The sequence below is a fragment of the Streptomyces sp. NPDC051172 genome (assembly GCF_040682555.1).
Classification (GTDB): Bacteria; Actinomycetota; Actinomycetes; order Streptomycetales; family Streptomycetaceae; genus Streptomyces.
The window spans coordinates 126437-151122 of the sequence record NZ_JBFBBE010000003.1 but is presented as its reverse complement, the minus strand read 5'-3'; the positions used below and the strand labels follow the sequence as shown (position 1 = coordinate 151122).

Genomic DNA, 24686 nt, shown 5'->3' with positions numbered 1-24686 from the left:
CCGCAGTGCACTCGATCTCTGTCCGTGCCGGAAAGTGTGCCGATCATAGAGGCAGACCCAAGGGCCTTCCACCCCACGTCCAGTGTCCCGGATCGAGGGGCACTTCTGACAGATCGTTTCTGCCCGCAGCTGGACGGGTCGTTGGGGCAGCTGACCGCTTGTGACTTTCCGTGAGCGTTTCGGGGGTGTCGGGTCTGATCGGGCCTCGCGGCCGAGTCACTCTTCTGGGGCAGGCGAACAGGGCGTAATACGACAAACTGACACAGGCTGGGTGCGGTGTCCCGAGTACCGCCCCCGGAGGTCCCTGTGCCGCGTCAGTCCCCCCTCAAGGAGTTCAGGGGTTCCCGACTGCGCAGCACCGCCGCCGTGTTCACCACCCTGTCGGCGCTGGCCGCAACCTCGCTGGTGACCGGGCCGTCGATCGCCGAACCGTTCTCGGCGGTGCCGTGTGCGCTGCAGCGGACCGACGCCCATCACTCGGAGGGCCTCGACACCTGGAACGCCGCATATCCGCGGCCGACCCGCGCGTTGAACGCCGTGATGATCTTCCTGTCCTTCCCGGACGCGGTCCCGCGGACCACGCCCGCCCAGTTGACCGCCGACCACTTCCCGGCCACCAGCCGCTACTTCGAACGGGCCTCCTACGGCAGGTTCACCCTGCATCCGCATCCGCTGCTGCACTGGATCCGGATGCCGAGGCCGTCCACGGCGTACGCCATGAAGCGGGACTGGAACGCCGAGCACCGGGCCGCGTATCTGCACGACGCGCTGGCCGCCGCTGATCCGCAGGTCGACTTCTCCCGCTACGACATCGTGTACTTCGTCGCCGACCCGGACGCGCCCGGCGTGGACTCGGACGCGACGAAGGTCGTCAATCTGGACACCCCGCTCAGGGCGGACGGCACGGACATCCGCCGCGTCGTCACCGTCTTCGAGAAACACCCGCCGGACCGGCTCGTCCTGGCCCACGAGACGGGACACGTCTTCGACCTGCCGGATCTCTACCACCGCCCCGACGACGGCAAGGGCGACTGGGACACCTACGTCGGGGACTGGGACCTGATGGGCAGCCAGTTCGGGCTGGCCCCGGATCTGTTCGGCTGGCACAAGTGGAAGCTGGGGTGGCTGGCGCCGCGGCAGGTGGTGTGCGTGCGGGAGGCGGGCGTCACGCGGCTGACGCTGGAGCCGCTGGGGGCAGGGCCAGGGGCCCAGATCAGGGGTGCGGCGGGGCCGCCGCCCTTCGGGCTCGGCCGCGGCGTGAAGCTCGCGGTGGTACGGACCGGCCACGACAGCGTGCTCGCCTTCGAGGCACGCGGGCCGATCGGCAACGACACGGCGGCCTGCCGCTCGGGGATCCTCGTCTACCGGGTACGCGGCGGCGCCCAGTCCGGCAGCGGCCCGATCGAGGTGATCGACGCCCACCCCCACACGGAGGCCTGCTGGGAGAACTCCGTCTACCCCCCTCTCGCGGACGCCCCGGTCTCCCTGGGCGAGACCTTCAAGGTGCCGGGGGAGGGGATCCGGGTGGAGGTGGAGGGGCGAACGGTTTCGGGGGCGTGGATGGTGAAGATCACAGCCGGGGGCTGACTTTCGTCGGCCTGCGGCCACGCCTGCCGGGTGGGTTCTTGGGGCTGCGGCGGCCGACTGAGCTCTTCGGTCTTCGGTGCCGGTAGCCGCCAGAGCTGTGGGTGCCGGCGGAAAATCCCCGTCGCACTGACTTCCTCGGCCTGCGGCCACGACAGCCGTTGGGTCGGCGACGGCCGGCTGAGCTCTTCGGACTGCGGTTCCGGCAGCCACCGGTAAAGGGGGGTGTGGGTGGCGAAGCCCCCACAACGCGCGGCGAAGCCGCGCAAAAACAACGATGGCGAGGTGGTTCGCGCTTTCCGCGAACACGCCTCGCCATCGCCATCGTGCGCCGCCAGGGACTCGAACCCCGGACCCGCTGATTAAGAGTCAGCTGCTCTAACCAACTGAGCTAGCGGCGCCTGCTGACGTCGTAGACCTTAGCATCCTGATCGGCCGGGGGAAAAATCGATATCCGCACGGCTGCGCGGGCCGCCCGCACGGCCGCCCAGAGCAGGATCTCGGGGCCCGGCAGCCAGGGGTGGCGGGTGTCCGGGGCGACCAGCCAGCGGGAGTCGGGGGAGCTCGGCGGGGCGGTCGCGAGCAGGGGCGGGACGGTCACCGCGTCGCCGTTGCCGTGGCACAGCAGCGGCGGGATCGCTCCCGTGCGGCCGAACTCCTCCCAGCGCAGCAATGAGGGCAGCCGCTGGGCCGTGCCGGGTGCGGCGAACAGCAGCATCCGGCCCCGGAATGTCGCCACCGGACCGGAACCCGGCCCCTCGTCCCACAGCCGGTCGACCATCCGGCGTGCGAAGACCGCCGGTGCACTGACGACGTCGAAGGCCGTGCCGCACGGGAGCACCACCGGGGCGTCGGCGTGCTCCTTCCAGAGGGCGAGCGTGCTGCGCGGGTACGCCCCTGCCGAGGCGAGCCAGGCGGCTCCGTCCGCGGTGACTCCGCTGACGTCGTAGCGGTCGGAGAACGGATCGATGCGTTCGCTGCTCATGACATCTATGTCTACCGGCTGTGAACGCGCCGCTCCTCACGGTTGCCGGAAACCGGGACGGCTGGGAGAGAAGAGGAGTATCTTGCCCACCTGGCATATGCCAAACCGAAGTGGACCGTATTCAGACCGGGTCCGCGGAGCCCCGCCCTTCGGCGCCGCTCATCAGGTCCCGCCCGTACTCGACCATCTTCTTGGCATAGTCCTCGGTCCACTCGGCGCGTTCCGCGATGTCCGCCGGCGTCAGCCGGTCGAACCGCCGGGGGTCCGCCAGCTGCGCGGCCGCCACCGCCTGGAACTCCACCGCCCGGTCGGCCGCCGCGCGGAACGCCTGCGCCAGCTCCGTCGAGCGGGCCAGCAGCGCCCGCGGATCGTCGATCGACTCCAGGTCGAAGAAGTGCTCAGGGTCGGAGGCCGCCTCCGCGGGCTCGAAGAGCAGCGGCGCGGGGCGTAGCCGCGGTTCGTTCCGACGCGGCGTGGGCTCCGCCATGTCTTCTCCTCCTCGTACGTCGTAATCGACCCGTCCAGGACCACCGGGCCACCGTCCATTGTCCCGCGGCCACGCAAGAGGGCCCGGAACCCCAGGTCCCTCAAGTCCTGAACGCCGCCCGATGTTCCCCGAGCCGAGCCGAAAGCACGGTCAGGGCTGCCAGCTCACGCGGTGCTCGGCCAGCCGTGCCAGCACCGCGTGGTTCGCCTCCCAGCCGTCCGGGAACTTCACCAGCGTCCCCAGCTGCACCGGCTCCGTGGACGGGTAGTCGTCCAGGAGCTCGCTCACCCCCGCCCGGCAGACCACGATGCAGGCGTGCCGGTGGCGGGAGGCGAGGACGCACAGGCGGCCTGTTTCGAGGTGGAAGGCGGTGGCGTCGGGGCGGCCGGAGAGGGGGTGGAGGACGACCGTGACGTCGTATTCGCGGCCCTGGAGACGGTTCGCCGTGTCGACGGTGACGTCCGTGACGCCCAGCTCCGCGAGTGCGGCGCGGACGGCCGCCGCCTGGTCGCGGTGGGCCGTGCCGACGGCGATCCGGTCCGGCGTCAGCGGCAGGGGTTCGTCGGGTGCACGCTCCGACGTGGCAGCGCCGCCCCGGTCCAGCAGCCGCCGTACGACCGTCGCGACCGCCCGCACCGCCTCGGGGTCCGTGCGCGGGGTGTGCCGCGCGGGCAGTTCGAGCAGGCCCCAGCCCGACTCGGCCGCCTCGTCGATCACCCGGTCGGGGCCGGAGCCGTCGGAGGGGACGGCGAAGGCGAGGAGGCGGTCGCCGTGGTCCGTGCCGCTGCGGAAGGGGGTGTACGAGTAGAAGGCGTCCGAGACCAGTGGGGCCGCGGAGGCCGGGAGGCGCCAGGACACCGGCAGGCGGTGCTGCGGAAGTTCCGGGTTGTGGGCCAGAAGGGTGGTCACGGCGGAGGCCGAGGGGTCGTACGACAGTCCCGCCCACTGCTCGCTGCCCACGATGGAGAAGGGGTCGAGCTGGCCCGGATCGCCCACGAACAGCGCCCGCTCGAACAGCCCCGCCACGGCGAGCAGCGCGTCCGAGCGCATCTGGTACGCCTCGTCCACGATCGCGTGCCGCCACGGCTCGTCGGCCTTCACATGCGCCCACTTCGCGGCCGTGGAGATGACGACCGAGAGGCCGGTCAGGTCGCCCGCCTTCGCCGACTTGCGTACGTTCGGCAGCTCGTCGAGCGCCTTGTCGTACGGGTCGCTGTCGCTGCTGTGCAGGCGGCCGACGGGCAGCTCCCGGTTCTTCTCCGCCAGCCGCAGCACGAGATCGTCCACCTGGGCGTTCGTCTGGGCGACGATCATCAAGGGGCGTCCCGCGTCGGCCAGTTCGAGGGCCGCACGGACGACGAGCGTGGACTTTCCCGCACCGGGAGGGGAGTCGACGACCACACCCCGGTGCGTGCCGTGCAGGGTGTCGCGGAGGATGGCGTCGGTGGCCTCGGCGGCCAGGGCGCCGGGATCGAAGGCGGTGGTCACAGGACGTCCTCCGCGGTCAGGGGATCGGCGGCCTCCACGGCGGCCTCGCCCGGCGGCCCGCCGTGGGTCCACGGCGTCTCCTCCGGGTCGGGCAGCTTCGGGCCGCCCCGCTGCTCGTGCTCGAAGAGAGTGAAGCAGAGCCGGTCGCCCTTCTCGGGCACCGAGCCGGCCTCGGGCTCCTTGCCGCGGCCCATCTTGTCGACGATGCGCAGCACGAGCAGATCCTCCGCCTCCCGCCCGACGAACTCCGCCGCCTGCGGCTTGCCGCCCAGCGAGTGGTACACCTTGACCCGCTCACCCAGATGCGGGCGGTCCTCCGTCCGCACGGTGACCAGCGGGCGGGGGCTCGGCCGCTTGCCCTCGCTGTACGCCATCACGACGTCCGTCACCTCCCCGGCGAACGCCTCCCCGGACAGCCGCCGTCCCGCCATCACCAGCGGATCGTCGAGCGCCTCCTGGGCCTCCAGACGGGCCTGTTCGCGCTCGCGTGCGGCGAGCTTGTTGGCGGCGGTGACCGCGTCGTCGCGGCGCGGCTGCGGCGGTTCGCCCGCGACGATCCGGTCGCGATGGCCGGTGAACGACCAGCGGTCGCGCGTCCACCGCTCCTCGACATGCCCCCCGTCGGGCAGCGCCCGCAGCAGGTCGAGGCCCCGCCACACCTTCTCCCAGGTGGGCAGGGTGCGGCTCAGCACCAGTTCGCGGATCTCCCGCTCGGCGGCGGTGAGTTCACCGAGCCGGCCGTCCGCCTCCAGACCGTCCTCGGCGACGGCGAGGGCGGTACGCGCGCGGTCGTAGCGCTCGATCGCCGGCGCGAGCAGCTTGTTGTCGAACGCCGGGTCGGTGGCCGGTCCGGCGGGCGGGCAGAGCAGTTGGCCCTTGGCGTCGCGGGCCAGCTCGGCGTGCAGGGCGGCCTCGGCGCCCGTCGATCCCTCCGGAGGATCGATCCAGGCGAGCAGGGCACCCAGATGCTGGTCCTCCAGGGTGGACTGCCCGGTCGCCCAGTGCAGGGCCAGGACGCCCGTCATCGCCAGCAGGAGGGAGGAGCCGGGGACGCGGGCGCGCTCCCCGAAGTGCGTCAGCCAGCGGCCGAGCAACGGCACGCGCGGCGGCGCGGGGTACGGGGCCTCCGGGTCCTGTTCCGCCGTACGCCTGAAACGCATGGAGCGGCCGAGCAGCCGTACGAAGTCGACGCCCGCGGGGCTCGGCACGATCAGCTGTGGGGCGTCCGCGCACAGCTCGACCTCGACCTTGACCCGCTTGCCGGTCTCCGGATCGGTCTCGTTGCGCTCGGCGGCCTCGACGTCCTGCGCGTATGCGTCGAGATACGGCAGGACGACGTCGGCCAGCTCGGCCAGGAACGTGAACCTGAGGTCGCGGTCGCGCGGCTGGGGTACGGCCAGCAGGCGCGGCGCGTCCCGCTCGGTGCCGACGAGCGCGCCGAGCGGGGCGCCGGCCTCGCCGGCGGTGGTGAGCGGCACAAAGACCAGCGGCCGTTCGGACAGATGCCGGTGCCGGACGGTGGCGGCGGCTTGTGCGCGGCCGGTGCGCACCGCTTCCAGGCGGGCGAGGGTGGAGATCAGTGACACGGAGTGATCTCCTGACCGAGGGGAGCGAGGGCTTCGGCACGCAGGTGTGCCGCCCTCCGCAGCGCCGCCACCGCCGGGTCGTCCGGGTCGCCGCTGTCGCCACGGGCCGACGACAGGACCTCCTCGACCGTCGTCAGGCCGCCCAGTTCGGCGCGGACCGAGCGGCCCAGGGAGGTCACCGCGCCGACCGCGCGGGAGCGGTCGCGGCAGTGGAAGGCCAGCTCGCAGGCGGACAGGCACTCAGGTGCGTACGTCGCCGGGACCGACTCCACGGCCGAGGTCAGCTCGGCGGCGGGCAGCTCCGGGGAGAAGCAGGTGCCCTCGGGGAGCGCGTCGGCGATGTCCTCGATACGGGTGAGACGCGCCAGCTGGCGGCTCGTGACCGCGCGCTGCTTGCGCACGTCGACGGCCGAGGCGGTGGGGAGGTTGGAGAAGTCCTTGGGGCAGACGAGGAGGATCCGGTGCCGTACCTCGGGGGCGGGGTCGAGGCGGGCGGCGACCTCTTCCAGGGCGAGGACGTACACCGCCGCCTGCCGTGCCGCCGCGCCCACCTTCGCCGGGTCCGCGGAACCGTCCAGCATCGGGAAGGACTTGATCTCCACGACCGTCCAGCTGCCGTCGGGGTGCACCACCACGGCGTCCGGCTCCAGGAACGCGGGGGAGCCCGCCACGTCGAGCGCGAGCATCGGGTGGTCGAGGAGCGTCCAGCTGCCGGCGGCCGCGGTGGCCTCGCGCAGCGCCAGCGTCGTACGGGCCGCGCGGCCCTCGGGGCCGCTCGCGGAGAGGTCCGGCACCTGCGCCTCGGCGGGCGGCTCCGCGCGTCGGTCCAGCTTCTCGTGCACCAGCCTGAGCAGCTCCGCGCCGCCGTCCGCCTTGACCTTCGCCTCGAACGCGTTGCCCCGCGTGAACGCGAACTGCGACTGCCCGAAGACCGAAGGGGAACCCAGCGCGCTCGCCAGCGCCGCCTTGTTCACCCCGGCGCCGTCCAGGATCGCGCGCCGCCTGCACCCGGGGTTGGCGGCGAGGGCGGCCAGGGCGCGCGCGTCCAGCGCCTTGGCCGGTACGTCGGGACCGCGCAGCTCAGCGAGCCGCTGCCGGAGCGCCTTCCCCCGCGTCCGTGGGAGAGGCACCCGGCTCGGCTCCGGATCCGGTCCGGGACTCGCGCTGCCGTGGAATTCGCTCACCCGCGGAAGTCTGGCATCCGGCACTGACAATTGAGGAACCTGCGACCTGAGCGGCCCCTGCGCCGAAGGACAGCCGCTCCCTGATCCCGTCCGCGCCCCGCATGATGTACGGCGCCACGAGCAGCCCGACGCCCATCACGGCCGCACCCGCGACCGCGTCGAGGAAGTAGTGGTTCGCGGTTCCCATGACCACGATCGTGGTGAGCAACGGGTAGGCGACGGCGGCGACCTTCGTCGTACGCGTCCTGCCGTATCGCCACAGCATGACCCCGCACCACAGCGCCCAGCCCACATGCAGGCTCGGCATGGCCGCGTACTGGTTCGTCATCCCCCCGAGGCCACGCGGGGCGCTGGCCTCGCTGCCCCACCAGCCGTACGAGCTGTACTGGGCCATCGTGTCGACGAAGCCGTGGCCCGCGGAGAGCAGGCGCGGCGGACAGGTCGGCAGCAGGGTGAAGCCGATCAGGCCGAAGAAGGTGGATGTCATCAGCCAGGTGCGGGCCGCGCGGTAGTGCACGGGGCGCGATCGGAACAGCCAGACCAGGATCGCCGGAGTGACCAGGTAGTGCAGCGACGCGTACCAGAAGTCCGCCGGGACGCCGAGCCATGCCTCGCGCGTGAAGAGCCGGTTGAGCGGGTGCTCGGCGTTGAGGTGCAGGAACTTCTCGATGTGCAGGATCGTCACGCCGTGGTCGACGGCGCTCGACGTGTCACCGCGGGCGAGGAGCCGGCCGGCCGAGTAGCAGGCGTACACCAGCAGGATCAGCGGCAGTTCGGTCCACCAGCGCAGCCGGGTCTGCGGGGTTGCTGCCTCGATGCCCGGTGTCGTCTCGGTCCTCGGCATCCGATCGCCTCCCCCTTCGTTCTCGCGCGGCGCCCGGCGGGCCGGTCGTGCCACTTTACGGCGTACGTGCGCACCCGCTTCGGGCGCCCCGGCCCTCAAAGACGCAGAGATCGCCCCCCGGGTTGCCCGCGCCAAGGGTGCGCGATGATGGACTGGTTCCGCCTGCGATTTCTCCCGGAAGGCCTCTCAGCTCATGGCACCGCGCATTCTGCTGGCCCGGCACGGACAGACCGAGTGGTCGCTGTCCGGCAAGCACACCGGCAGGACCGACGTGCCGCTCCTGGAGGAGGGCCGGCGCGGCGCCAAGCTGCTCGGCGAGCGGCTGCACCGGATGCCGTTCGAGGGGCTTGCCGGGGTTGCCGTCCGCACCAGTCCGCTGGCACGCGCGCGTGAGACCTGCGAGCTTGCCGGGTTCGGGGAGCGGGCTGTCGTGTGGGACACGTTGATGGAGTGGGACTACGGGGCGTACGAGGGGATGACGCCCGAGGAGATTCAGGCTGTGCGGCCGGGGTGGTTGATCTGGCGGGACGGGGTGCCGGAGGGGGAGTCGCTCGCCGAGGTGGCCTCCCGAGCGGATGAGGTGGTGGCGTGGGCGCGGGCTGAGGACCGGGATGTGCTGGTGTTCGCCCACGGGCACATCTTGCGGTCCATCGGGGCTCGGTGGCTGGGGCTGCCGTTGGACTTCGCCGCGCGGATTCGGTTGAACCCGACGTCGCTGTCGGTGCTGGGGTGGGCTTATGGCGAGCCGGCCATTGAGAGCTGGAACGACTTGGGGCACCTGACCGGGGTGTGAGCTGTGCTCGGGGGTGCCGCCCTTGGCAGCGCGGCTGCCCGCAGCTGCGCCTACGGCGTTCGGGGCTGGTTGGCGTGGCGTTCCAGGAAGCCCGATACCCCCGACGCCCGGCGGTGGGGCAGAAGGACTCGCGCCGTTCCCGCCAGCATCGTCTGGACCCGGGAGGACTGGACCTGGTCCAGGAGGTCCAGTACCTGCATTCCGGCTGCTGCCGCCTCGTCCGGACGCCCGCCTCTGGCCAGGTCGTCCGCCAGTTCCGCGGTGTACAGGGCGATGTTGCGGGTGAAGTGCGGGTCCTGGAGCTGAGCCGCGCGGCGGGCGTGGCGGGCGGCGCGGGGCCAGTCGCCCAGCGTCGACCAGCACTGCGCCTCCAGGCCCTCCAGCTCGGCCTCCCCGTAGAAGCTCATCCACTCGGGGTCGGCGTCCGAGGGGCCTCGCTCGAAGAGGGTCTGCGCACGGACGAGCGCCTGCTCGCAGGCGGTGCGGTCGGCGAGCCCCGCCCAGCCGCCCGCCTCGCGCAGCGCGAGCAGCGACATCAGCCGGGCGGAGCCCAGGGGGCGCGCGACGCGTTGTGCGGCCTGCGCGGCCCGGACCGCCTCGCGCGGGCGCCCGGCGTCGCGCGCGAGGAAGGCCGTGTTGCAGAAGGCGTGCGCCTCCAGGGCGTCGTCGCCGGTCATCCGGGCGGTCGCGAGCGCCTCCGCGTAGTGCGAGCGCGCATCGTCGAACCGCCCCGAGTCGTGCGCCAGCCAGCCCACGGAGATGGCGAGTTCACCGGCGCCCGAGTGGAGACGGTCGGCGGTCGTCTGCCGGGTCGCCCCGGCGTCCAGCAGCGCATAGGCGGCGCGCAACGGAGCCGATGCGCGCCGGTAGAGCCCGTCCGCGCCGTGCCGGTCGTCGAGCAGCCGGATTCTGCGTACGGCCTCTTCGAGCGCGTACGCGTCGTTCGCGCCGGGGCGGCGGACGGGACGTCCCGCTGCCGCGGCGTCGAAGGCGAGCCCGATCGGGCCCAGCGAGGCGGCGGCCACTGTGGCGCCACCGCCGGTCATGAATGCGCGACGCAGCACGTCGCTCTCCTCGTAGTTCTCGTGAAGCGCATGGCTCTCGTGATGCCCATGCGGGTCGTAAGGGACTTGCGGTGGGTAAGGGACCTGCGGGTCCGGGTTGTCCTGCCTCTCATACGGCTCGTACGCCCCCGGTGTCTCACCGGTGGTGTGCGCCCGGCGTCCGCGTACGGACGAGCGGGGCGCGAAGCCCAGTTCGGTGAGGGTGCGGCCGGGGAACATGTGCAGGAACACCCGTTCGTATGCGTAGTTGGGGCAGCGGATCTCGCCCGCTTCCACCCGGCCGATGTAGCGCGCGTCGCAGCTGACCCGCTCCCCGATCTCGCGCGCGGCCCGGCGCACCGCGGCGGCGAACTCGGCCGGCGAGCGCTGTCCGCGCAACTGCCGGAAGACGAGGTTCGGCCGCGGTGGCCTGGGGGGCGTGGGCTGGGACGAGGTCAGCTGTGACGACGCCATGGCCGGGTCCTCTCGTGCGAACCGTCGAACCATGCCGGATTCAGGGCGGGTTGTCCGTGAAGAGCCCTGTCTCCAGCGGGGAAGAACGTACCTGCTGTGCCGGACTGCTCACGCTGTGTTTGGCTACAAACCGGATATCTCATACGGGATCTGCCATGAACTGCCATCCTTTGTGGCTGACTTCTGCCGTAGCCGTTGACGCGTGCGCCGCGTTGAACCCTGTGGACCGGGAGCCGCCCGACTCCCGACCCGCTTCGTTCAAGGAGGGGTTCCGTGGTGGAGGCCGGGATGGAGACCAGACAGAGCGTCGTTCCTCGTACGCCGCCCGCGACCGTGGCGCACGCCCCGGGGCGCGGCGAGCCGCCCCTTCCCGACGGTGCGTGCGACCTCGTCACCGTGCCCACCCGGCAGGGGCTGGAGGCCGTCGACATCCTGCGGCGCGGCGCGGGCGACGCGGTCGGCCCCGTGCTGCACGACGACGACTGCAACACCCTGGGCTTCGTGGTGCCGCCCGGCACGGCTGCCGCCTGGGACGTCCCGGGCAGCACCTGTACGGAGACCGACGGCCGCGGTCTGAGGCTGAACCCCGAGCCGCCCGTGGCGGGCTCGGACTGGCTGCTCCCGCCCGGCGAGGCCGACCTCGCGACCGACCCGGCGGTTCTGCGCGCCGCCCTGGGCGAGGCGGCACGGATCATCGAGGCCGCGGACAACTGCCGCTGACCTGGTTGCTCGTGCCACCCCGTGCAGGCGTGGCCGCCCGGCGCTGCCGATAATGGCGCAATGGGAAAGTCCAGGAACCCCCGGCGCGGAAGCGGCGCCGCCGAAGCGGTCGTCGAGACCGTCGACGGCGGGCTCGCCGAGCTGATGCCCGACCGGGACCGGGCGCGGGCCTGGACGCTGCTGATCGACGGGGCGCCGCAGTCGCACGTCGACCTCGACGACCCCTCCTACCTCTCCTTCGAGTACCAGCGCCGGCTCGGGCACGTCATCGACCTCGTCGCACCGGCCGGGAAGCCCGTGCACGCCGTGCACCTCGGCGGCGGAGCCCTCACCCTCGCCCGCTATGTCGCCGCCACCCGTCCCCGCTCCACCCAGCAGGCCGTCGAGCGGGACGCCGCGCTCGTCCAACTGGTCCGCCGTGAGCTGCCGTTGGACCCGAACGCCCGGATCAGGGTGCGTTCCGTCGACGCCCGCGAAGGGCTCGCCAAGGTGGCCGACGGCTGGGCCGACCTCGTCATCGCCGATGTGTTCAGCGGCGCCCGCACCCCGGCCCACCTCACCTCGACCGAGTTCCTCGACGACGTCCGCAGGGCCCTGAAGCCGGGCGGCTGCTACGCCGCCAACGTCGCCGACGGGCCGCCGCTCGCCCACCTCCGCGGGCAGATCGCCACCGCGGCCGCCCGTTTCTCCGAACTCGCGCTGGTCGCCGACCCGACCGTGCTGCGCGGCAAGCGCTTCGGCAACGCGGTCCTCGTCGCCTCCGACGCCCCGCTGCCGATCGCGGAACTGACCCGCCGGGCCGCCTCCGACCCGCACCCCGGCCGCGTCGAACACGGCCGCGCACTCCTCGACTTCACCGGCGGGGCGACCCCGGTGACGGACGAGGCGGCGGTCGCGTCTCCGGCGCCGCCGCCCTCGGTGTTCCGTTGACCGGTAGTTCCCGCTAGTAGTTCCCGATCTCCACATGCGGTGGCCCGTCGTGCCAGGTGCAGATCACGGAGACCTTGTTCGTGCCCGAGGTGAACTCCACCCGGATCCAGGTCTCCGTCTTCCACGTCTGCATCGACCAGCCGGTGTCCGGGGTCGCCATGACGAGCGTCGCCGCGGTCCTGCCGAGGTCGAAGACCACCCGACCGCCCTCGGTGTCGTAGCTCTTGACCTGGCCGGATGCGGTGGGCGTCGGAGTCGGGCTCGATGCCGGCGTCGTCGACGGCGTGGGCGTCGGGGAGGACTTGCCCGACGCGCCCTTGGACGGTGACGGCGACGGCCGCTTCGTCGACGACGCCAGCGGCTTCGACTGCTGCGTGGTCGCGTCCGCCGCCGTGATCGGCAGGGCGCGCGGCGGGTCGTACGCCGTGCCCGCCATCACCGTGTGGACACCCCACCACGACAGCGTGACCGCCGCGCCCGTGGCGAGCGACCAAGCCAGTACGTGTACGAGTCCTCTGCGCATCGCGGGCCATACTGCCTCACGCGTCCCACCAGCCGCACACGCTCGGAGTTATCCACAGGCCCCGATACGGCCCGCCCGCATGGCGTACGGTGCCGCGCATGGCAAGTGTGCTCGTGGTCGAGGACGACCAGTTCGTACGCTCGGCGCTGATCCGGCACCTGACCGATGCCGCGCACACCGTGCGCAGTGTCGGGACGGCGCTGGAGGCGCTGCGCGAGGTCGCCCATTTCCGTTTCGACGTGGTCATCCTGGACCTGGGACTGCCCGACCTGGACGGGTCCGAGGCCCTGAAGATGCTGCGCGGCATCACCGACGTGCCTGTGATCATCGCCACCGCGCGGGACGACGAGACGGAGATCGTCCGCCTGCTCAACGCCGGCGCCGACGACTACCTGACCAAGCCCTTCTCCGTCGAGCACCTGTCCGCGCGGATGTCCGCGGTCCTACGCCGGTCCCGGTCCTCCCCTTCGGACGCCTCGCCCTCCACCGTCCTGCGGGTCGGCGGCCTCACCGTCGACCCGCTGCGCCGCCAGGCCGAACTGGACGGCGTGCGGCTCGACCTCACCCGCCGCGAGTTCGACCTGCTCGCCTTCCTGGCCGGCCGGCCGGGCGTCGTCGTACCCCGCAAGGAACTCCTCGCCGAGGTGTGGCAGCAGTCCTACGGCGACGACCAGACCATCGACGTCCATCTGTCCTGGCTGCGGCGGAAGCTGGGCGAGACCGCCGCGCAGCCCCGTTATCTGCACACGCTCCGGGGCGTCGGTGTGAAGCTGGAGCCGCCGGGTGGGGAGCCGTCGCGATGAGATGGGCACTGGTCAAGGTCTGTCTGGCCGTCACCGCCATGGTCGTGGTCGCCTTCGCGGTGCCGCTCGGGCTCGTCATCAAGGAGATGGCCCGGGACCGTGCGTTCTCCAACGCCGAGCGGCAGGCCGCCGCGGTCGCCCCGGCGCTGTCCATCACCACCGAACGCGACCAGCTGGAGCGGGTCGTCGCCTCCGCCGGCTCGGACTCCGGGATGGCCGTGCACATACCGGCGACCGCCGGCCAGTCCGCCGTCGACATCGGGCGGCAGCGCGCCGCCGGCGAGGACATCGCGACCGTGCGCAAACTGGGCCGCGCCTCCACCACCGCGGTCTCCGGCGGCTCCACCCTGCTCCAGCCGGTCGCGCTGAGCACCGGCGCGATAGCCGTCGTCGAGGTGTACGTCCCCGAGTCCGAGGTCAGCAACGGCGTCGGTACGGCATGGACGGTGCTCGCGGGGGTCGGGATCGCGCTGATCGTCGGATCCGTCGCGGTCGCCGACCGGCTGGGCGTACGGATGGTGCAGCCCGCGCAGAAACTGGTCGAGGGCGCGCACGAGCTGGGGGAGGGGAAGCTGGGCGCAAGGGTGCCGGAGGAAGGACCGACCGAACTGCGGCTGGCGGCGGTCGCGTTCAACTCCATGGCCGACCAGGTCGTACAACTCCTGGCGAACGAGAGGGAGTTGGCGGCTGATCTGTCCCACCGGCTGCGGACCCCGCTGACCGTGCTCCGCCTCAATGCGGCCTCGCTCGGCGACGGACCGGCTGCCGAGCAGACCCGGGCCGCCGTCGCCCAGCTGGAGCGCGAGGTCGACACCATCATCCGCACCGCCCGGGACGCCAAACCGCAGACCGCGGCCGCCGGTCCCGGCGCCGGATGCGACGCGGCCGAGGTGGTCCGTGAACGGATGGCGTTCTGGTCGGCGCTCGCCGAGGACGAGGGCCGCAAGTGGCGGATGGCCGGCGCCGACCGTCCGGTGCGCATACCCGTGGCCCGGGCGGACCTCGCGGCCGCGCTGGACGCCCTGCTCGGCAACGTCTTCCGGCACACCGCCGAGGGCACGGCCTTCGCGGTCGACCTGCACAACGGCGAGGACGCGGTGATCGTGCTGGTCTCCGACGCCGGCCCCGGGATCCCGGATCCCGAGGCCGCCATGGCGCGCGGGCGGGGCTCCGGCAGTGACGGATCCACCGGACTCGGCCTGGACATCGTGCGCCGGCTGGCCGAGTCGACCGGTGGTGACGTGCGGATCGGGGCGTCGGTCCTTGGCGGGACCGAGGTGCGGATCTGGATCCAGCTGGACGGGCGGGAGCGGACGCCCGGACGCGGCCACCGCTCCGTACGGCGACGCAGACAGAAGAAATTGGTCTCTACCTTTAACCGTCCCCGATCCCTTCCTTAAGCGCACCCTAAGATCCTCAACCCCCGTCCGGATCAGGCACTTTGCCCGATTCCGGCTCGCTAGCGTGCTGCCGCACCCGACCCCCGAACCATGAAGGCAGGCACGCGCATGAGCATGCACCGGCGCAGGATCAGTGGCAGGAACAAGGCGATCGGCGGAGCTGTCGCCGCGGCCGTGATCGGTGGCGGCGCGCTCCTGCTCACCGGTACCGCACAGGCGGCCGGCGTGGCCGCCGCCTACACGAAGACCAGTGACTGGTCGACCGGCTACACCGCGCAGTACGTCGTCACGAACAACACCGGCCAGACGGAGAAGAGCTGGAAGCTGGAGTTCGACCTGCCGTCCGGCGCCAAGCTGAGCTCGCTGTGGAACGCCGAGTCGAGTGTGAGCGGACAGCACGTCACGGTGACTCCGGCCAAGTGGGACACCGACGGCCTCGCGCCCGGCAAGTCCGTCACCGTCGGCTTCGTCGTCAACGGCACCGGCAACCCGAGCAGTTGTCTCGTCGACGGGGCCAAGTGCTCCGCGGACGACGGCCCGACGCCCGAGCCGAGCGGCCGCCCGACACAGTCCCCGACACCCACCCCCACGCCCACCAGGACGGCGACCCCCACGGCGACCCCCACGGCCACTCCCACCCCGACGCAGAGCTCCGGCACCGGCACCACGGCGAGCGCCGGCTTCGCCCCCTACGTCGACACCTCCCTCTACCCCGCCTTCGACCTCCTCGCGAGCGCCGATGCGACCGGCGTGAAGAACTACAACCTCGCCTTCATCACCGACGGCGGCGGCTGCACACCCAAGTGGGGCGGCGTCACCGACCTCGGCAGCGACGGGGTCGCCTCCCAGATCGGCGCACTACGCGCCAAGGGCGGCGACGTCCGCGTCTCCTTCGGCGGCGCCTCCGGTTCCGAACTGGCGACTACATGCTCCTCGGCTGACGCGCTGGCTGCGGCGTACGGCAAGGTCGTGGACCAGTTCGAGCTGACCAAGGTCGACTTCGACGTCGAGGGCGGCGCGCTCCCGAACACCACGGCGAACACGAACCGCGCGAAGGCGATAGCCAAGCTCCAGGCGGCCCACCCCGACCTGGACGTCTCCTTCACGCTCCCGGTCATGCCCGAGGGCCTCACCCAGGACGGCGTGAACCTGCTCACCAACGCCAGGTCCAACGGCGCGAGGATCAACACCGTCAACATCATGGCCATGGACTACGGCGCCTCCTACAGCGGCGACATGGGCACCTACGCCGAGCAGGCGGCCACCGCCACACAGGCGCAGGTCAAGAGTGTGCTGGGCCTCTCCGACGCCGCCGCCTGGAAGACGGTCGCCGTCACCCCGATGATCGGCGTCAACGACGTCTCGTCCGAGATCTTCAAGGTCGACGACGCCACCCAGCTGACGGCCTTCGCGGGGTCCAAGGGCCTCGGCGGCCTCTCGATGTGGTCGGCGACCCGCGACCAGCAGTGCGCCGGCGGCACCAAGCCCACCGCCGACGCCACCTGCAGCTCGATCACCCAGGACAAGTTCGCCTTCTCGAAGGCGTTCGGCGCCTTCAACTGACCGGCACACAACGGGGGTCGACGCGCCCCGGCCGGACTTCCCCCCCACCCGGCCGGGGCGCGCGTGCCTGGGCTGGACTGCTCACAGCCATGACCGGGACGGCACCTCGCGCACGCCGTGCTTGGAACACCGGGACTCGCTCATCTGAGGCGTCGTTCACGCGCGCCCAGGACGTGCAGCGGAATCCCACCGAGAAGGGCAGCACCGTTCCGCGGGGCGGTGGGCCATCTCATCGCCGCCATGGCCGAACCCCACGGGCTGACCGTGCACACGTAGCGCCGGGCGGAATCCACTCGCCAGGTGCGGCACGCCCCCTCGGCGTGCCGCACCCCGCACCCCGGTTCGCCCCCGTCGGTCAGTCGGTCGGCAGCGACGGCAGGGAGCCCGTCCGAGCGGCCTGCCCGTACCAGAGGGCGCTCGACTTCGGCGTACGAGTCAACGTGGCGTAGTCGACGTACACCGCCCCGAAACGCTTCTCGTAGCCGTATGCCCACTCGAAGTTGTCCATCAGGGACCACAGGTAGTAGCCGCGCACGTCCGCGCCGTCGGTGATCGCGCGGCGTACCGCTGCGAGGTGCTTCTCCAGGTAGGCGATGCGCTCCGGGTCGTGGACGCGGCCGTCGGGGTCGGGCTTGTCGTCGTAGGCGGCGCCGTTCTCGGTGATGTACAGCGGCAGGCCCGGGGCCTCACGGGTGTACCGCATGATCAGCTCGTGCAGACCCGTCGGGTCGATCGTCCAGCCCATCTCGGTGCGCTCGCCCGGGGTCTGGTGGAAGGCGACGTCGTCCGCCCCCGGCCACGGGGAGTGGTCGCTGGCGCCGTGGCCGTCGGCGCGCGGACCGCTCGCGTCCGCGTCGGTCGCCGAGACCAGCGCGGGCGTGTAGTAGTTGAGGCCCAGCGCGTCCAGCGGCTGGTTGATCGCCTGCAGGTCGCCGTCGAGGACGTACGACCAGTCGGTGATCGGCTCGGTCGCCGTGAACAGCGACTCCGGGTACGCGCCGTGCAGGGTCGGGCCGTGGAAGACGCCGTTGGCCAGGTCGTCGATCTTCCGCACCGCCGCCAGGTCCGCCGGGTCCTGCGGGGAAAGGGGCCTGACCACCGAGGAGTTGAGGCTGAGCGCGACCGAGTTGCGGGCCGGCATCACCGACCGCAGGGCCGAGGTGCCCAGCCCGTGCGCCAGGTTCAGGTGGTGAGCGGCCCTCAGCGAGGCCTCCGGGTCCGTCCGGCCCGGCGCGTGCACCCCGGAGCCGTAGCCGAGGAACGCGCTGCACCACGGCTCGTTGAGGGTGATCCACTGCTCCACCCGGTCGCCCAGCGCCTCGCCCACGATCTGGGCGTACTCGGCGAACCTGAGCGCCGTGTCCCGCTCCGGCCAGCCGCCCGCGTCCTCCAGCTCCTGCGGCAGGTCCCAGTGGTAGAGGGTGACGGCCGGCTTGATGCCGCGCTCGAGCAGCTCGTCGACCAGCCGCCGGTAGAAGTCCAGGCCGACCTGTACGGCCGGGCCCCGGCCCGTCGGCTGCACCCGCGACCAGGAGATCGAGAAGCGGTACGCGGACAGGCCCAGCTCGGCCATGAGGGCCACGTCTTCGCGGTACCGGTGGTAGTGGTCGACAGCGATGTCACCGTGCTCGCCGCCGGCGGTCCTGCCCGGCGTATGACTGAAGGTGTCCCAGATCGAGGGCGTACGACCGCCTTCCCGCACCGCCCCCTCGATCTGGTACGCGGAGGTCGCGGCACCCCAGAGGAAGGCGGGGGGAAAGGTCACCGGGTTCGCCGGCTGTGCGGACTCAGACATGGAAGCGCTCCCATAAGTGGTCGTCGAGACCGAAGAGTTGGAGGGGGAGTGAGGGAGGGACAGGGGGAGGAGGAGAGGGGGCCGAGGCGGCGCCGGCCCGGCCCCGAGGAGACGTACGACGACGTACGCAGAACCGGCGTGACGAGCCGTCAGCCCTTGATCGCGCCCTGCATGATGCCGCCCACGATCTGCTTGCCGAACAGGATGAACGCGATCAGCAGCGGCAGCGTGCCCAGCAGCGCGCCCGCCATGATCACCGCCTGGTCGGGGACATAACCGGTGCCGAGCGAGTTGAGGGCGACCTGCACGGTCGGGTTCTGCTGGTTGAGGGCGATGATCGGCCACAGGAAGTCGTTCCAGGCGAACACGAAGGTCAGCAGGCCGAGCACGGCCATCGCGGGCCGGGCCGCGGGGAAGACCACGTGCCAGACGACTCTCAGACTGCTCGCCCCGTCCACCCGGGCCGCCTCGATCAGCTCGGTGGGCAGCGCCTGCACCAGGTACTGCCGCATGAAGAACGTGCCGAAGGCGCTGACCAGGGTGGGCAGGATGACCGTCTGCAGCTGGTTGGACCAGCCCAGGTCCGCCATCCACAGATACAGGGGTACGACGGCCAGCTGCGGCGGGATCATCATCGTGCCGATGGTCAGCAGGAGCAGGGTGCTGGAGAACCTGAACCGCAGCTTGGCGAAGGCGAACCCGGCGAGCGTGGAGAACAGGACCGTACCGATGGTGATGGTCCCGGCGACGATCGTGGAGTTGACCATCGCGGTGCCGAGCCCGGCCTGGTCCCAGGCGGCCTGAAGGTTCTTGAACAGGTTCGCGCCGAACCACAGGGGCGGCGGTGACTGCGCGAGCCGCTCGTTGTTGCGCGACGCCGCGATGGCCGTCCAGACCAGCGGGGCCAGCGAGACCAGCGCGAAGACCGTCAGGACGAGATAGGTGACCGGACCCGCGTGCATCTGCTTGCCGGCGCCGATCACCCGGCGGCTTCGGGGGCTGCGGCCCCCGCTCCGCACCTTTGCCTGAGGAAGGGTCAGTTCATTGGTCGTCATGGGACTTCCTCAGCCGTCGGGTGATCAGCAGGTTGATCGCGGCGACGATCAGCAGGATCAGGAACATCGTCCAGGCGATCGCGGAGGCCTTGCCGAGGTTGCCGATGCCCCAGCCCTGGTCGTACATGTACAGGCCGAGCGTCTGGTACTGGTGCGCGGAACCGCCCTTCGAACCGCTGACCCCGCCGAACAGGAGCGGCTCACCGAACAGCTGCGTCGCGCCGATGGTGGAGACGACCACCGTGAACAGGATCGTCGGCCGCAGCATCGGGATCGTCACATGGCGGAACTGCTGCCAGCGGCCCGCGCCGTCGATCGCCGCCGACTCGTACAGGTCGGAGGGGATCGCCTGCATCGCCGCGAGGTAGATCAGCGCGTTGTAGCCCGTCCACCGCCAGATCACGATCGTGGAGACGGCGAACTGCCCGCCCCAGTCGGACTCGCGCCAGTTGATCGGGTGGACACCCACGAAGTGGAGCAGCCAGTTGACCATGCCGCCGTCCCACGAGTACAGCAGCGTGAAGACCAGCGTCGCCGCCGCCACCGAGGTGGCGTACGGGGTGAGCATCACGACCCGCCACAAGGTCGAGCCGCGCAGCCGGTAGTTGAGCAGATGCGCGATCCCGATCGCCATCAGCAGCTGCGGCACCGTGGAGATCACGCCGATGCTGAACGTGTTCTCCAGGGCGTTCCAGAAGAACTCCGAGGACAGCAGGTGCTTGTAGTTGTCCAGGCCGGCCCAGGTCTGGTGGTCCAGACCGGACAGCTGCACGTTGTGCAGCGAGTACCAGGCCGTATAGAGGAGCGGGACGAGCCCGAAGGCGCCGAAGATGATGAAGAAGGGGGCGATGAACGCGTACGGGGACGCCTTCATGTCCCAGCGGTACAGCCGGCTGCGCCATGAGTCGGGGCCCGGCGGTGTACCGCGACCGTGAGCGCCCCGGGCCGCGCCCGGCGGGATGCCGGGCGCGGCCTCGGCGCTCGACGCGGAATGCGCGAGAGCCTGCTGGGAGCTGGTCACTGGCCGAGCACGTCCTTGATCTCGTTCTTGGCCGCGTCCCAGCCCTGGGCCGGGGTCTTGCCCTTCTGCTCCACCTGGAGGATGCCGATGTCGGTGATCGCGGTGCCGATCGGCTGGTCCTTGATGCCGAAGTTCTGGACCGGGATGGTCTTCGCCGAGTCGGAGAAGATCTGGGTGATCGGCGCGTTCGAGAAGTAGGCCGTGGTGTCGGCGGCCGCCTTCAGGTCCGGGTACGCCGAGGGGGTCGACGGGAAGCTCGCCTGCTTGGCGAAGACCTTCGCCTGCTGCTCGGGCGCGGTCAGCCACTTGGCCAGGGCGATGGCCTCCTTCTGGTGCTTGCCCGCCGTCGGCACGCCGAGGAAGGAGCCGCCCCAGTTGGACGCGGTCGGGGCCGCCGCGACGTCCCAGTTGCCCTTGCCGGAGTCACCGGACTTCTGCTCGATGTAGCCGATCATCCAGGCCGGGCAGGCCACCGTCGCGAAGGTGCCCTTGGCGTAGCCCTGGTCCCAGGTCGGGTCGAACTGCTTCAGCTTCGCCGACATGTTGCTGGTCGCCACGGACATGGCGACGTCCCAGGCCTTCTTCACACCGGCGGACTTGTCCCAGATGACGTTGCCGTCCTTGTCGTAGTAGCGCTCGCTCCCGCCGCCGAGGGCCGCGTTGTAGACGGAGGAGGCCGAGTCCACGAACTTGGTGCCCGCCGGCGCCTTCTTCATGTACTGCTTGCCGACGTCCACGTACTTCGCCCAGTCGCCCTTCCACTGCGCGGCGAGCTTGGTGCGGTCCGTCTCCAGGCCGGCCTTCTTGAAGAGGTCCTTGCGGTAACAGATCGCCATCGGGCCGACGTCGGTGCCGAGCCCGATCAGCTTGCCGTCCTTGGTGGTGGCCTGGGCGTTCTTCCAGGCCAGCCACTGGGACTTGTCGACCTCCTTGCCGAGGTCGACGAACTTGCTGCCCTGCGTCTGCACGGCCTCGGTGATGTTGCCGACCTCGATCGCCTGGATGTCGTCGGTGCCGGAGCCGGCCTGCAGCCGGGTGAGGACCTTCGGCCAGTACACGTCGGTACGGGTGGTGACGTTCTCCTTGATGCTGATGTCCGGGTGCAGCTTCATGTACTCGTCGTAGAGACCGGCCTGCTTGTAGCCGAACACACCGAAGGTGCCGATGGTCAGCGTGGTCTTGCCCTTGCCGTTGCCGCCGCTGTCGTTCGACGAACCGTTGTTCGAGTCCTTGGAGCAGCCGGCCAGCAGTCCCGTGGTCAGCGCGGCGACGGCCGCGAGGGCCATCAGCCGGTGGGACCGGCGGGTACTCGTGCGCATTGCGTCCTCCTGTTGCCTGACGTGCCGACCCCCCGGCCAACTGCATTGTTGGGCCCGTTCATTCTCGCTGCGGCTCGGGCGGGGAACGTGCGGGATGTGTATGTGTCAGGTACTGTGGGAGCGCTCCCACAAGTGATGTGTTGAAGGTTCGTCGGTTCGAGCGGGGGTGTCAAGGGAGTCGACGTGGCGAGATGTGTTCAGTTATCGGGCCGTTAACTGGACGAAAGGAGTCCGGTACCGGTCGGGTTTTCCAGTCGGCCGTGGTGGCCCGGGGTGCGGGAGCCCCCGGGGACGGTCACTGGTGCCCCGGGACTGTTAGATTCCAGGCCAGCTGCAGTAACGGCGGAAAGGGCGGAGCCAAATGCGGAGCCGGAGCGGTGGTCGCCCCACCCTCGAAGAGGTCGCCGCGCGCGCGGGCGTGGGCCGCGGCACGGTCTCCCGCGTGATCAACGGCTCGCCCCGGGTCAGCGACGCAACCCGCGCGGCGGTCGAGGCGGCGGTGGCCGAACTCGGATACGTCCCCAACACGGCGGCTCGCGCCCTCGCGGCCAACCGCACGGACGCGATCGCCCTGGTCGTCCCCGAGCCGGAGACCCGTTTCTTCGCGGAGCCGTACTTCTCGGACATGCTGAAGGGCGTCGGCGCCGAGCTGTCCGACACGGAGATGCAGCTCCTGCTGATCTTCGCGGGCGGCGACCGCGAGCGCCGCCGCCTCGCGCAGTACCTCGCCGCCCACCGCGTGGACGGTGTCCTGCTGGTCTCGGTGCACGCGGACGACCCGCTTCCCGACCTGCTCGCGCAGCTGGAGATCCCCGCCGTGATCAGCGGCCCGCGGTCGGCCGCCGAGACCCTGACCTCGGTGGACTCGGACAACTACGGCGGCGGCCGCTCGGCGGTGGAGCACCTGCTCTCCCGGGGCCGCCGCAAGATAGCCCACATCACCGGCCGCCTCGACGTCTACGGCGCCCAGCGCCGCGTCGACGGCTACCGCGACGCCCTGAGCGACGCGGGCCAGGAGGTCGACGAACTCCTCATCGAACCGGGCGACTTCACCGAGGAGGGCGGCCGCCGGGCGATGACGAAGCTGCTCGGCCGCTGCCCCGACGTGGACGCGGTCTTCGCGGGCTCCGACGTGATGGCGGCGGGCGCCCGCCAGGTCCTGCGCGAGGAGGGCCGCCGCATCCCCGATGACGTGGCGCTGGTCGGCTACGACGACTCGGCCATCGCCCGCCACATGGACCCGCCCCTCACCAGCGTCCGCCAGCCCATCGAGGAGATGGGCCGCCGCATGATCGACCTCCTCCTCGGCGAAATCGCCGACCGCCGCCCGGCCGTCTCCCGCGAGCTGGAACGCCGCCAGGTGGTCCTGGCGACGGAACTGGTGCCGCGCACGTCTTCCTGACCGCGGTCCGGTCGTACGACGTCCAGCCTGACCCGGGAGGTCGACCGCAGCGACGGCGCAGCACCGCATCGGCGTCCAGGCTCGCTCGAACCTGTCCCGGTGTGTCGACCGAAGCCGTGCGGGCGGGGAGTTCGGGCTGCGTGTCTGCAGGGCGGAGGGGGCTGGGGAGCCCGCCGTGTATGTGGCCGTGGTGCCTGCCGGCCCGCAGCGCCGCGACTCGGGGCACCAAGAAATGAGCGGTCCCTCCTCACGCGGGCGCGCATGCTGGCACCCATGACTCCCCATCCCCTGCTGGGCGTCCGCGAGGTTGTCGTCGTCGAGTCGTATCTGCGTACGGCGGGCGAGGTGTTCCGGGTCTTTCGTGAGCAGGACTCGGGCTGTGTGTCGTACGGGGTGCTCCTCCCGGAGGGGGAGCGGTGGTTCGTCAAGGAGGCGGTGACCGAGCGGGCCCAGCGGTCCCTGGACCGGGCCTGGGCCTTTCATCGGGCGGTACGCCATCCGGTGATCGTTCCCCAGATCCACCGCTTCGCCGTACGAGAGAGCGGTCGTACGGCGACCGTGATGCCCTGGTGTCGGGGTGAGCCCCTTTACGGCGTCACCGCCCGCTCCCGCTTCCGCGCCCTGCCGGTGCCCCGGGTACTGCACGCCCTGGACCGCATCCTCGATGCCCATCTGGCCGTGGAGGCGGCGGGGCACGTCGCCGTCGACCTCTACGACGGCGCCTTCCTCTTCGACTTCGAGGCCGACGACCTGCGCCTCATCGACCTCGACGAGTACCGCCCCGGTCCCTTCGTCCTGACGGAGGCCCGGCTCCCCGGATCCCGCCGCTTCATGGCCCCGGAGGAGTGGCAGCGGGGTTCGGTCATCGACAACCGCACCACCGTCCATGTCCTGGCCCGCACCGTCCGCCTCCTCCTGGACGCCGGTGACGACGAACGCGCCTGGCGGGGTACGGCGGCGCAGCTGGCGGTGGTGGAGCGGGGGACGCGGGCGGATCCGCGTGAACGGTTCTCGGGTGTAAGGGAGTTGGCGGCTGCGTGGCGGGCGGCGACGTCAGCGGGGTAGCGAGAGCCGCCACCGCTGCTCGCCGTCCTGCTCCTCGCCCGTCGGGAGGAGCCCGGCTGCCCGGGCCACGGCCGCGGAGGCGATGTGCTCGGGATGGATGTGCGCGAGGACCGTACATATGGACTGTTGGCGCAACCGGCCGACCAGTCCGCGTGCCGCCTCGGAGGCGAACCCGCGCCCCTGCCAGGGGGTGCCGACGACCCAGGCGATCTCCGCGACCGTCCCGGTGACCGTTGCCTGGGCCGTCCCCACCAGCCGCGACTCGTCCCTCTCCCGCAGCACCCAGTTGCACCAGGAGACGGAGGGATCGGGAGAGCCGGCGACGAGGCGTTCGTAGCGGACGCGCAGGGCCGCGGGGGACAGGGGGCTGCCGCCGATGAAGGTGTGCAGTGCGGGGTCGGAGAGGACGGTGGCCATCTCGTCGGCGTGCGAGACGCGAAGGGGGAGCAGGTCGAGGCGCGGAGTGCTGATGGTGTCGGCGTACACGGGCACGGGCGGCCTCCCCGGAAACGAGTCAGGCGGGGTCCCGCGTGTGACGGGGGCCCGCGGTCTTCGCAGGGGGTGTGTCGGGGCACGTACCCCCCCCAGACAGGGCCCCAAACACGGGCGCTAACACCAGAGC

Annotated in this window: 22 protein-coding genes and 1 tRNA gene; 9 read left to right on the top strand and 14 right to left on the bottom strand. The window is 71.4% G+C overall.

Translation table 11 applies throughout. From position 1 onward, the window contains the following. The first annotated feature begins 276 nt into the window (after nt 1-276). The gene (locus AB0N07_RS02940) at nt 277-1587 is read left to right on the top strand and encodes a M6 family metalloprotease domain-containing protein (protein WP_365831419.1); all 1311 of its coding nucleotides are present in this window, start codon (nt 277-279) and stop codon (nt 1585-1587) included. 324 nt (nt 1588-1911) lie between these two features. On the opposite strand, the gene AB0N07_RS02935 is transcribed toward AB0N07_RS02940, so the two are convergent. The 7 genes from AB0N07_RS02935 to AB0N07_RS02905 all read right to left on the bottom strand — a co-directional run bounded on the left by AB0N07_RS02935 (nt 1912) and on the right by AB0N07_RS02905 (nt 8158). Next, nucleotides 1912-1985, bottom strand: a tRNA-Lys gene (locus AB0N07_RS02935). Beyond that, the gene (locus AB0N07_RS02930) at nt 1976-2569 is read right to left on the bottom strand and encodes a bifunctional DNA primase/polymerase (RefSeq protein ID WP_365831417.1); all 594 of its coding nucleotides are present in this window, start codon (nt 2567-2569) and stop codon (nt 1976-1978) included. The genes AB0N07_RS02935 and AB0N07_RS02930 overlap by 10 nt, the downstream gene beginning before the upstream one ends. A gap of 121 nt (nt 2570-2690) precedes the next feature. Beyond that, complete coding sequence (locus AB0N07_RS02925; protein ID WP_365831415.1) at nt 2691-3056, bottom strand: hypothetical protein; 366 nt, start codon at nt 3054-3056, stop codon at nt 2691-2693. 150 nt (nt 3057-3206) lie between these two features. After that, the gene (locus AB0N07_RS02920) at nt 3207-4544 is read right to left on the bottom strand and encodes an AAA domain-containing protein (RefSeq protein ID WP_365831413.1); all 1338 of its coding nucleotides are present in this window, start codon (nt 4542-4544) and stop codon (nt 3207-3209) included. Further along, nucleotides 4541-6130: a hypothetical protein gene (locus tag AB0N07_RS02915; protein WP_365831411.1), complete on the bottom strand. Its 1590-nt coding sequence runs from the start codon at nt 6128-6130 to the stop codon at nt 4541-4543. The genes AB0N07_RS02920 and AB0N07_RS02915 overlap by 4 nt, the downstream gene beginning before the upstream one ends. Then, nucleotides 6121-7260: a hypothetical protein gene (locus tag AB0N07_RS02910; protein ID WP_365831410.1), complete on the bottom strand. Its 1140-nt coding sequence runs from the start codon at nt 7258-7260 to the stop codon at nt 6121-6123. The genes AB0N07_RS02915 and AB0N07_RS02910 overlap by 10 nt, the downstream gene beginning before the upstream one ends. After that, nucleotides 7211-8158, bottom strand: coding sequence for a phosphatase PAP2 family protein (locus AB0N07_RS02905; protein WP_365831408.1), 948 nt, complete (start codon nt 8156-8158; stop codon nt 7211-7213). Before AB0N07_RS02905 ends, AB0N07_RS02910 begins: the two co-directional genes overlap by 50 nt. Before the next feature lie 193 nt (nt 8159-8351). On the opposite strand from AB0N07_RS02905, the gene AB0N07_RS02900 reads away from it, so the two are divergent. Beyond that, the gene (locus tag AB0N07_RS02900; protein WP_365831406.1) at nt 8352-8951 is read left to right on the top strand and encodes a histidine phosphatase family protein; all 600 of its coding nucleotides are present in this window, start codon (nt 8352-8354) and stop codon (nt 8949-8951) included. Between the two features lie 50 nt (nt 8952-9001). Here the strand turns inward: AB0N07_RS02900 and AB0N07_RS02895 are convergent, their stop codons facing one another. Then, nucleotides 9002-10468, bottom strand: a complete 1467-nt coding sequence (locus tag AB0N07_RS02895) for a hypothetical protein (RefSeq protein ID WP_365831404.1) — start codon at nt 10466-10468, stop codon at nt 9002-9004. Between the two features lie 288 nt (nt 10469-10756). Between AB0N07_RS02895 and AB0N07_RS02890 the strand changes: the two genes are divergently transcribed. Further along, nucleotides 10757-11188, top strand: a complete 432-nt coding sequence (locus tag AB0N07_RS02890) for a hypothetical protein (RefSeq protein WP_365831402.1) — start codon at nt 10757-10759, stop codon at nt 11186-11188. 60 nt (nt 11189-11248) lie between these two features. Beyond that, nucleotides 11249-12118, top strand: a complete 870-nt coding sequence (locus AB0N07_RS02885) for a fused MFS/spermidine synthase (protein ID WP_365831400.1) — start codon at nt 11249-11251, stop codon at nt 12116-12118. 13 nt (nt 12119-12131) lie between these two features. Here the strand turns inward: AB0N07_RS02885 and AB0N07_RS02880 are convergent, their stop codons facing one another. Next, on the bottom strand, nt 12132-12641 hold the full coding sequence (locus AB0N07_RS02880; RefSeq protein WP_365831398.1) for a hypothetical protein: 510 nt from the start codon (nt 12639-12641) through the stop codon (nt 12132-12134). Nucleotides 12642-12739: 98 nt separating this feature from the next. Here AB0N07_RS02880 and AB0N07_RS02875 point away from each other — a divergent pair, with 98 nt between their 5' ends. The 3 genes from AB0N07_RS02875 to AB0N07_RS02865 all read left to right on the top strand — a co-directional run bounded on the left by AB0N07_RS02875 (nt 12740) and on the right by AB0N07_RS02865 (nt 16407). Continuing rightward, nucleotides 12740-13444, top strand: coding sequence for a response regulator transcription factor (locus tag AB0N07_RS02875; RefSeq protein WP_365831396.1), 705 nt, complete (start codon nt 12740-12742; stop codon nt 13442-13444). After that, nucleotides 13441-14844: a HAMP domain-containing sensor histidine kinase gene (locus AB0N07_RS02870; RefSeq protein WP_365831394.1), complete on the top strand. Its 1404-nt coding sequence runs from the start codon at nt 13441-13443 to the stop codon at nt 14842-14844. The genes AB0N07_RS02875 and AB0N07_RS02870 overlap by 4 nt, the downstream gene beginning before the upstream one ends. 108 nt (nt 14845-14952) lie before the next feature. Then, nucleotides 14953-16407: a cellulose binding domain-containing protein gene (locus AB0N07_RS02865; protein ID WP_365831517.1), complete on the top strand. Its 1455-nt coding sequence runs from the start codon at nt 14953-14955 to the stop codon at nt 16405-16407. Between the two features lie 355 nt (nt 16408-16762). Here the strand turns inward: AB0N07_RS02865 and AB0N07_RS02860 are convergent, their stop codons facing one another. The 4 genes from AB0N07_RS02860 to AB0N07_RS02845 form a co-directional block, all read right to left on the bottom strand. Further along, on the bottom strand, nt 16763-18202 hold the full coding sequence (locus tag AB0N07_RS02860; RefSeq protein WP_365831392.1) for a GH1 family beta-glucosidase: 1440 nt from the start codon (nt 18200-18202) through the stop codon (nt 16763-16765). Between the two features lie 149 nt (nt 18203-18351). Then, entirely contained in the window at nt 18352-19257 is a 906-nt protein-coding gene (locus AB0N07_RS02855) for a carbohydrate ABC transporter permease (RefSeq protein ID WP_365831390.1), read from the bottom strand. After that, a complete protein-coding gene (locus tag AB0N07_RS02850; RefSeq protein WP_365831388.1) occupies nt 19244-20278 on the bottom strand; it encodes a sugar ABC transporter permease in 1035 nt (344 codons plus the stop codon). The genes AB0N07_RS02855 and AB0N07_RS02850 overlap by 14 nt, the downstream gene beginning before the upstream one ends. Then, complete coding sequence (locus AB0N07_RS02845; protein ID WP_365831386.1) at nt 20275-21597, bottom strand: ABC transporter substrate-binding protein; 1323 nt, start codon at nt 21595-21597, stop codon at nt 20275-20277. Before AB0N07_RS02845 ends, AB0N07_RS02850 begins: the two co-directional genes overlap by 4 nt. Before the next feature lie 361 nt (nt 21598-21958). Here AB0N07_RS02845 and AB0N07_RS02840 point away from each other — a divergent pair, with 361 nt between their 5' ends. After that, nucleotides 21959-22999, top strand: a complete 1041-nt coding sequence (locus AB0N07_RS02840; protein ID WP_365831384.1) for a LacI family DNA-binding transcriptional regulator — start codon at nt 21959-21961, stop codon at nt 22997-22999. 273 nt (nt 23000-23272) lie between these two features. Continuing rightward, the gene (locus AB0N07_RS02835) at nt 23273-24064 is read left to right on the top strand and encodes a serine/threonine protein kinase (protein WP_365831382.1); all 792 of its coding nucleotides are present in this window, start codon (nt 23273-23275) and stop codon (nt 24062-24064) included. On the opposite strand, the gene AB0N07_RS02830 is transcribed toward AB0N07_RS02835, so the two are convergent. Beyond that, nucleotides 24053-24550 carry a GNAT family N-acetyltransferase gene (locus AB0N07_RS02830; protein WP_365831515.1) on the bottom strand — a complete coding sequence of 166 codons (498 nt, stop codon included), beginning with the start codon at nt 24548-24550 and terminating at the stop codon, nt 24053-24055. The genes AB0N07_RS02835 and AB0N07_RS02830 overlap by 12 nt on opposite strands. Nucleotides 24551-24686: the final 136 nt, after the last annotated feature.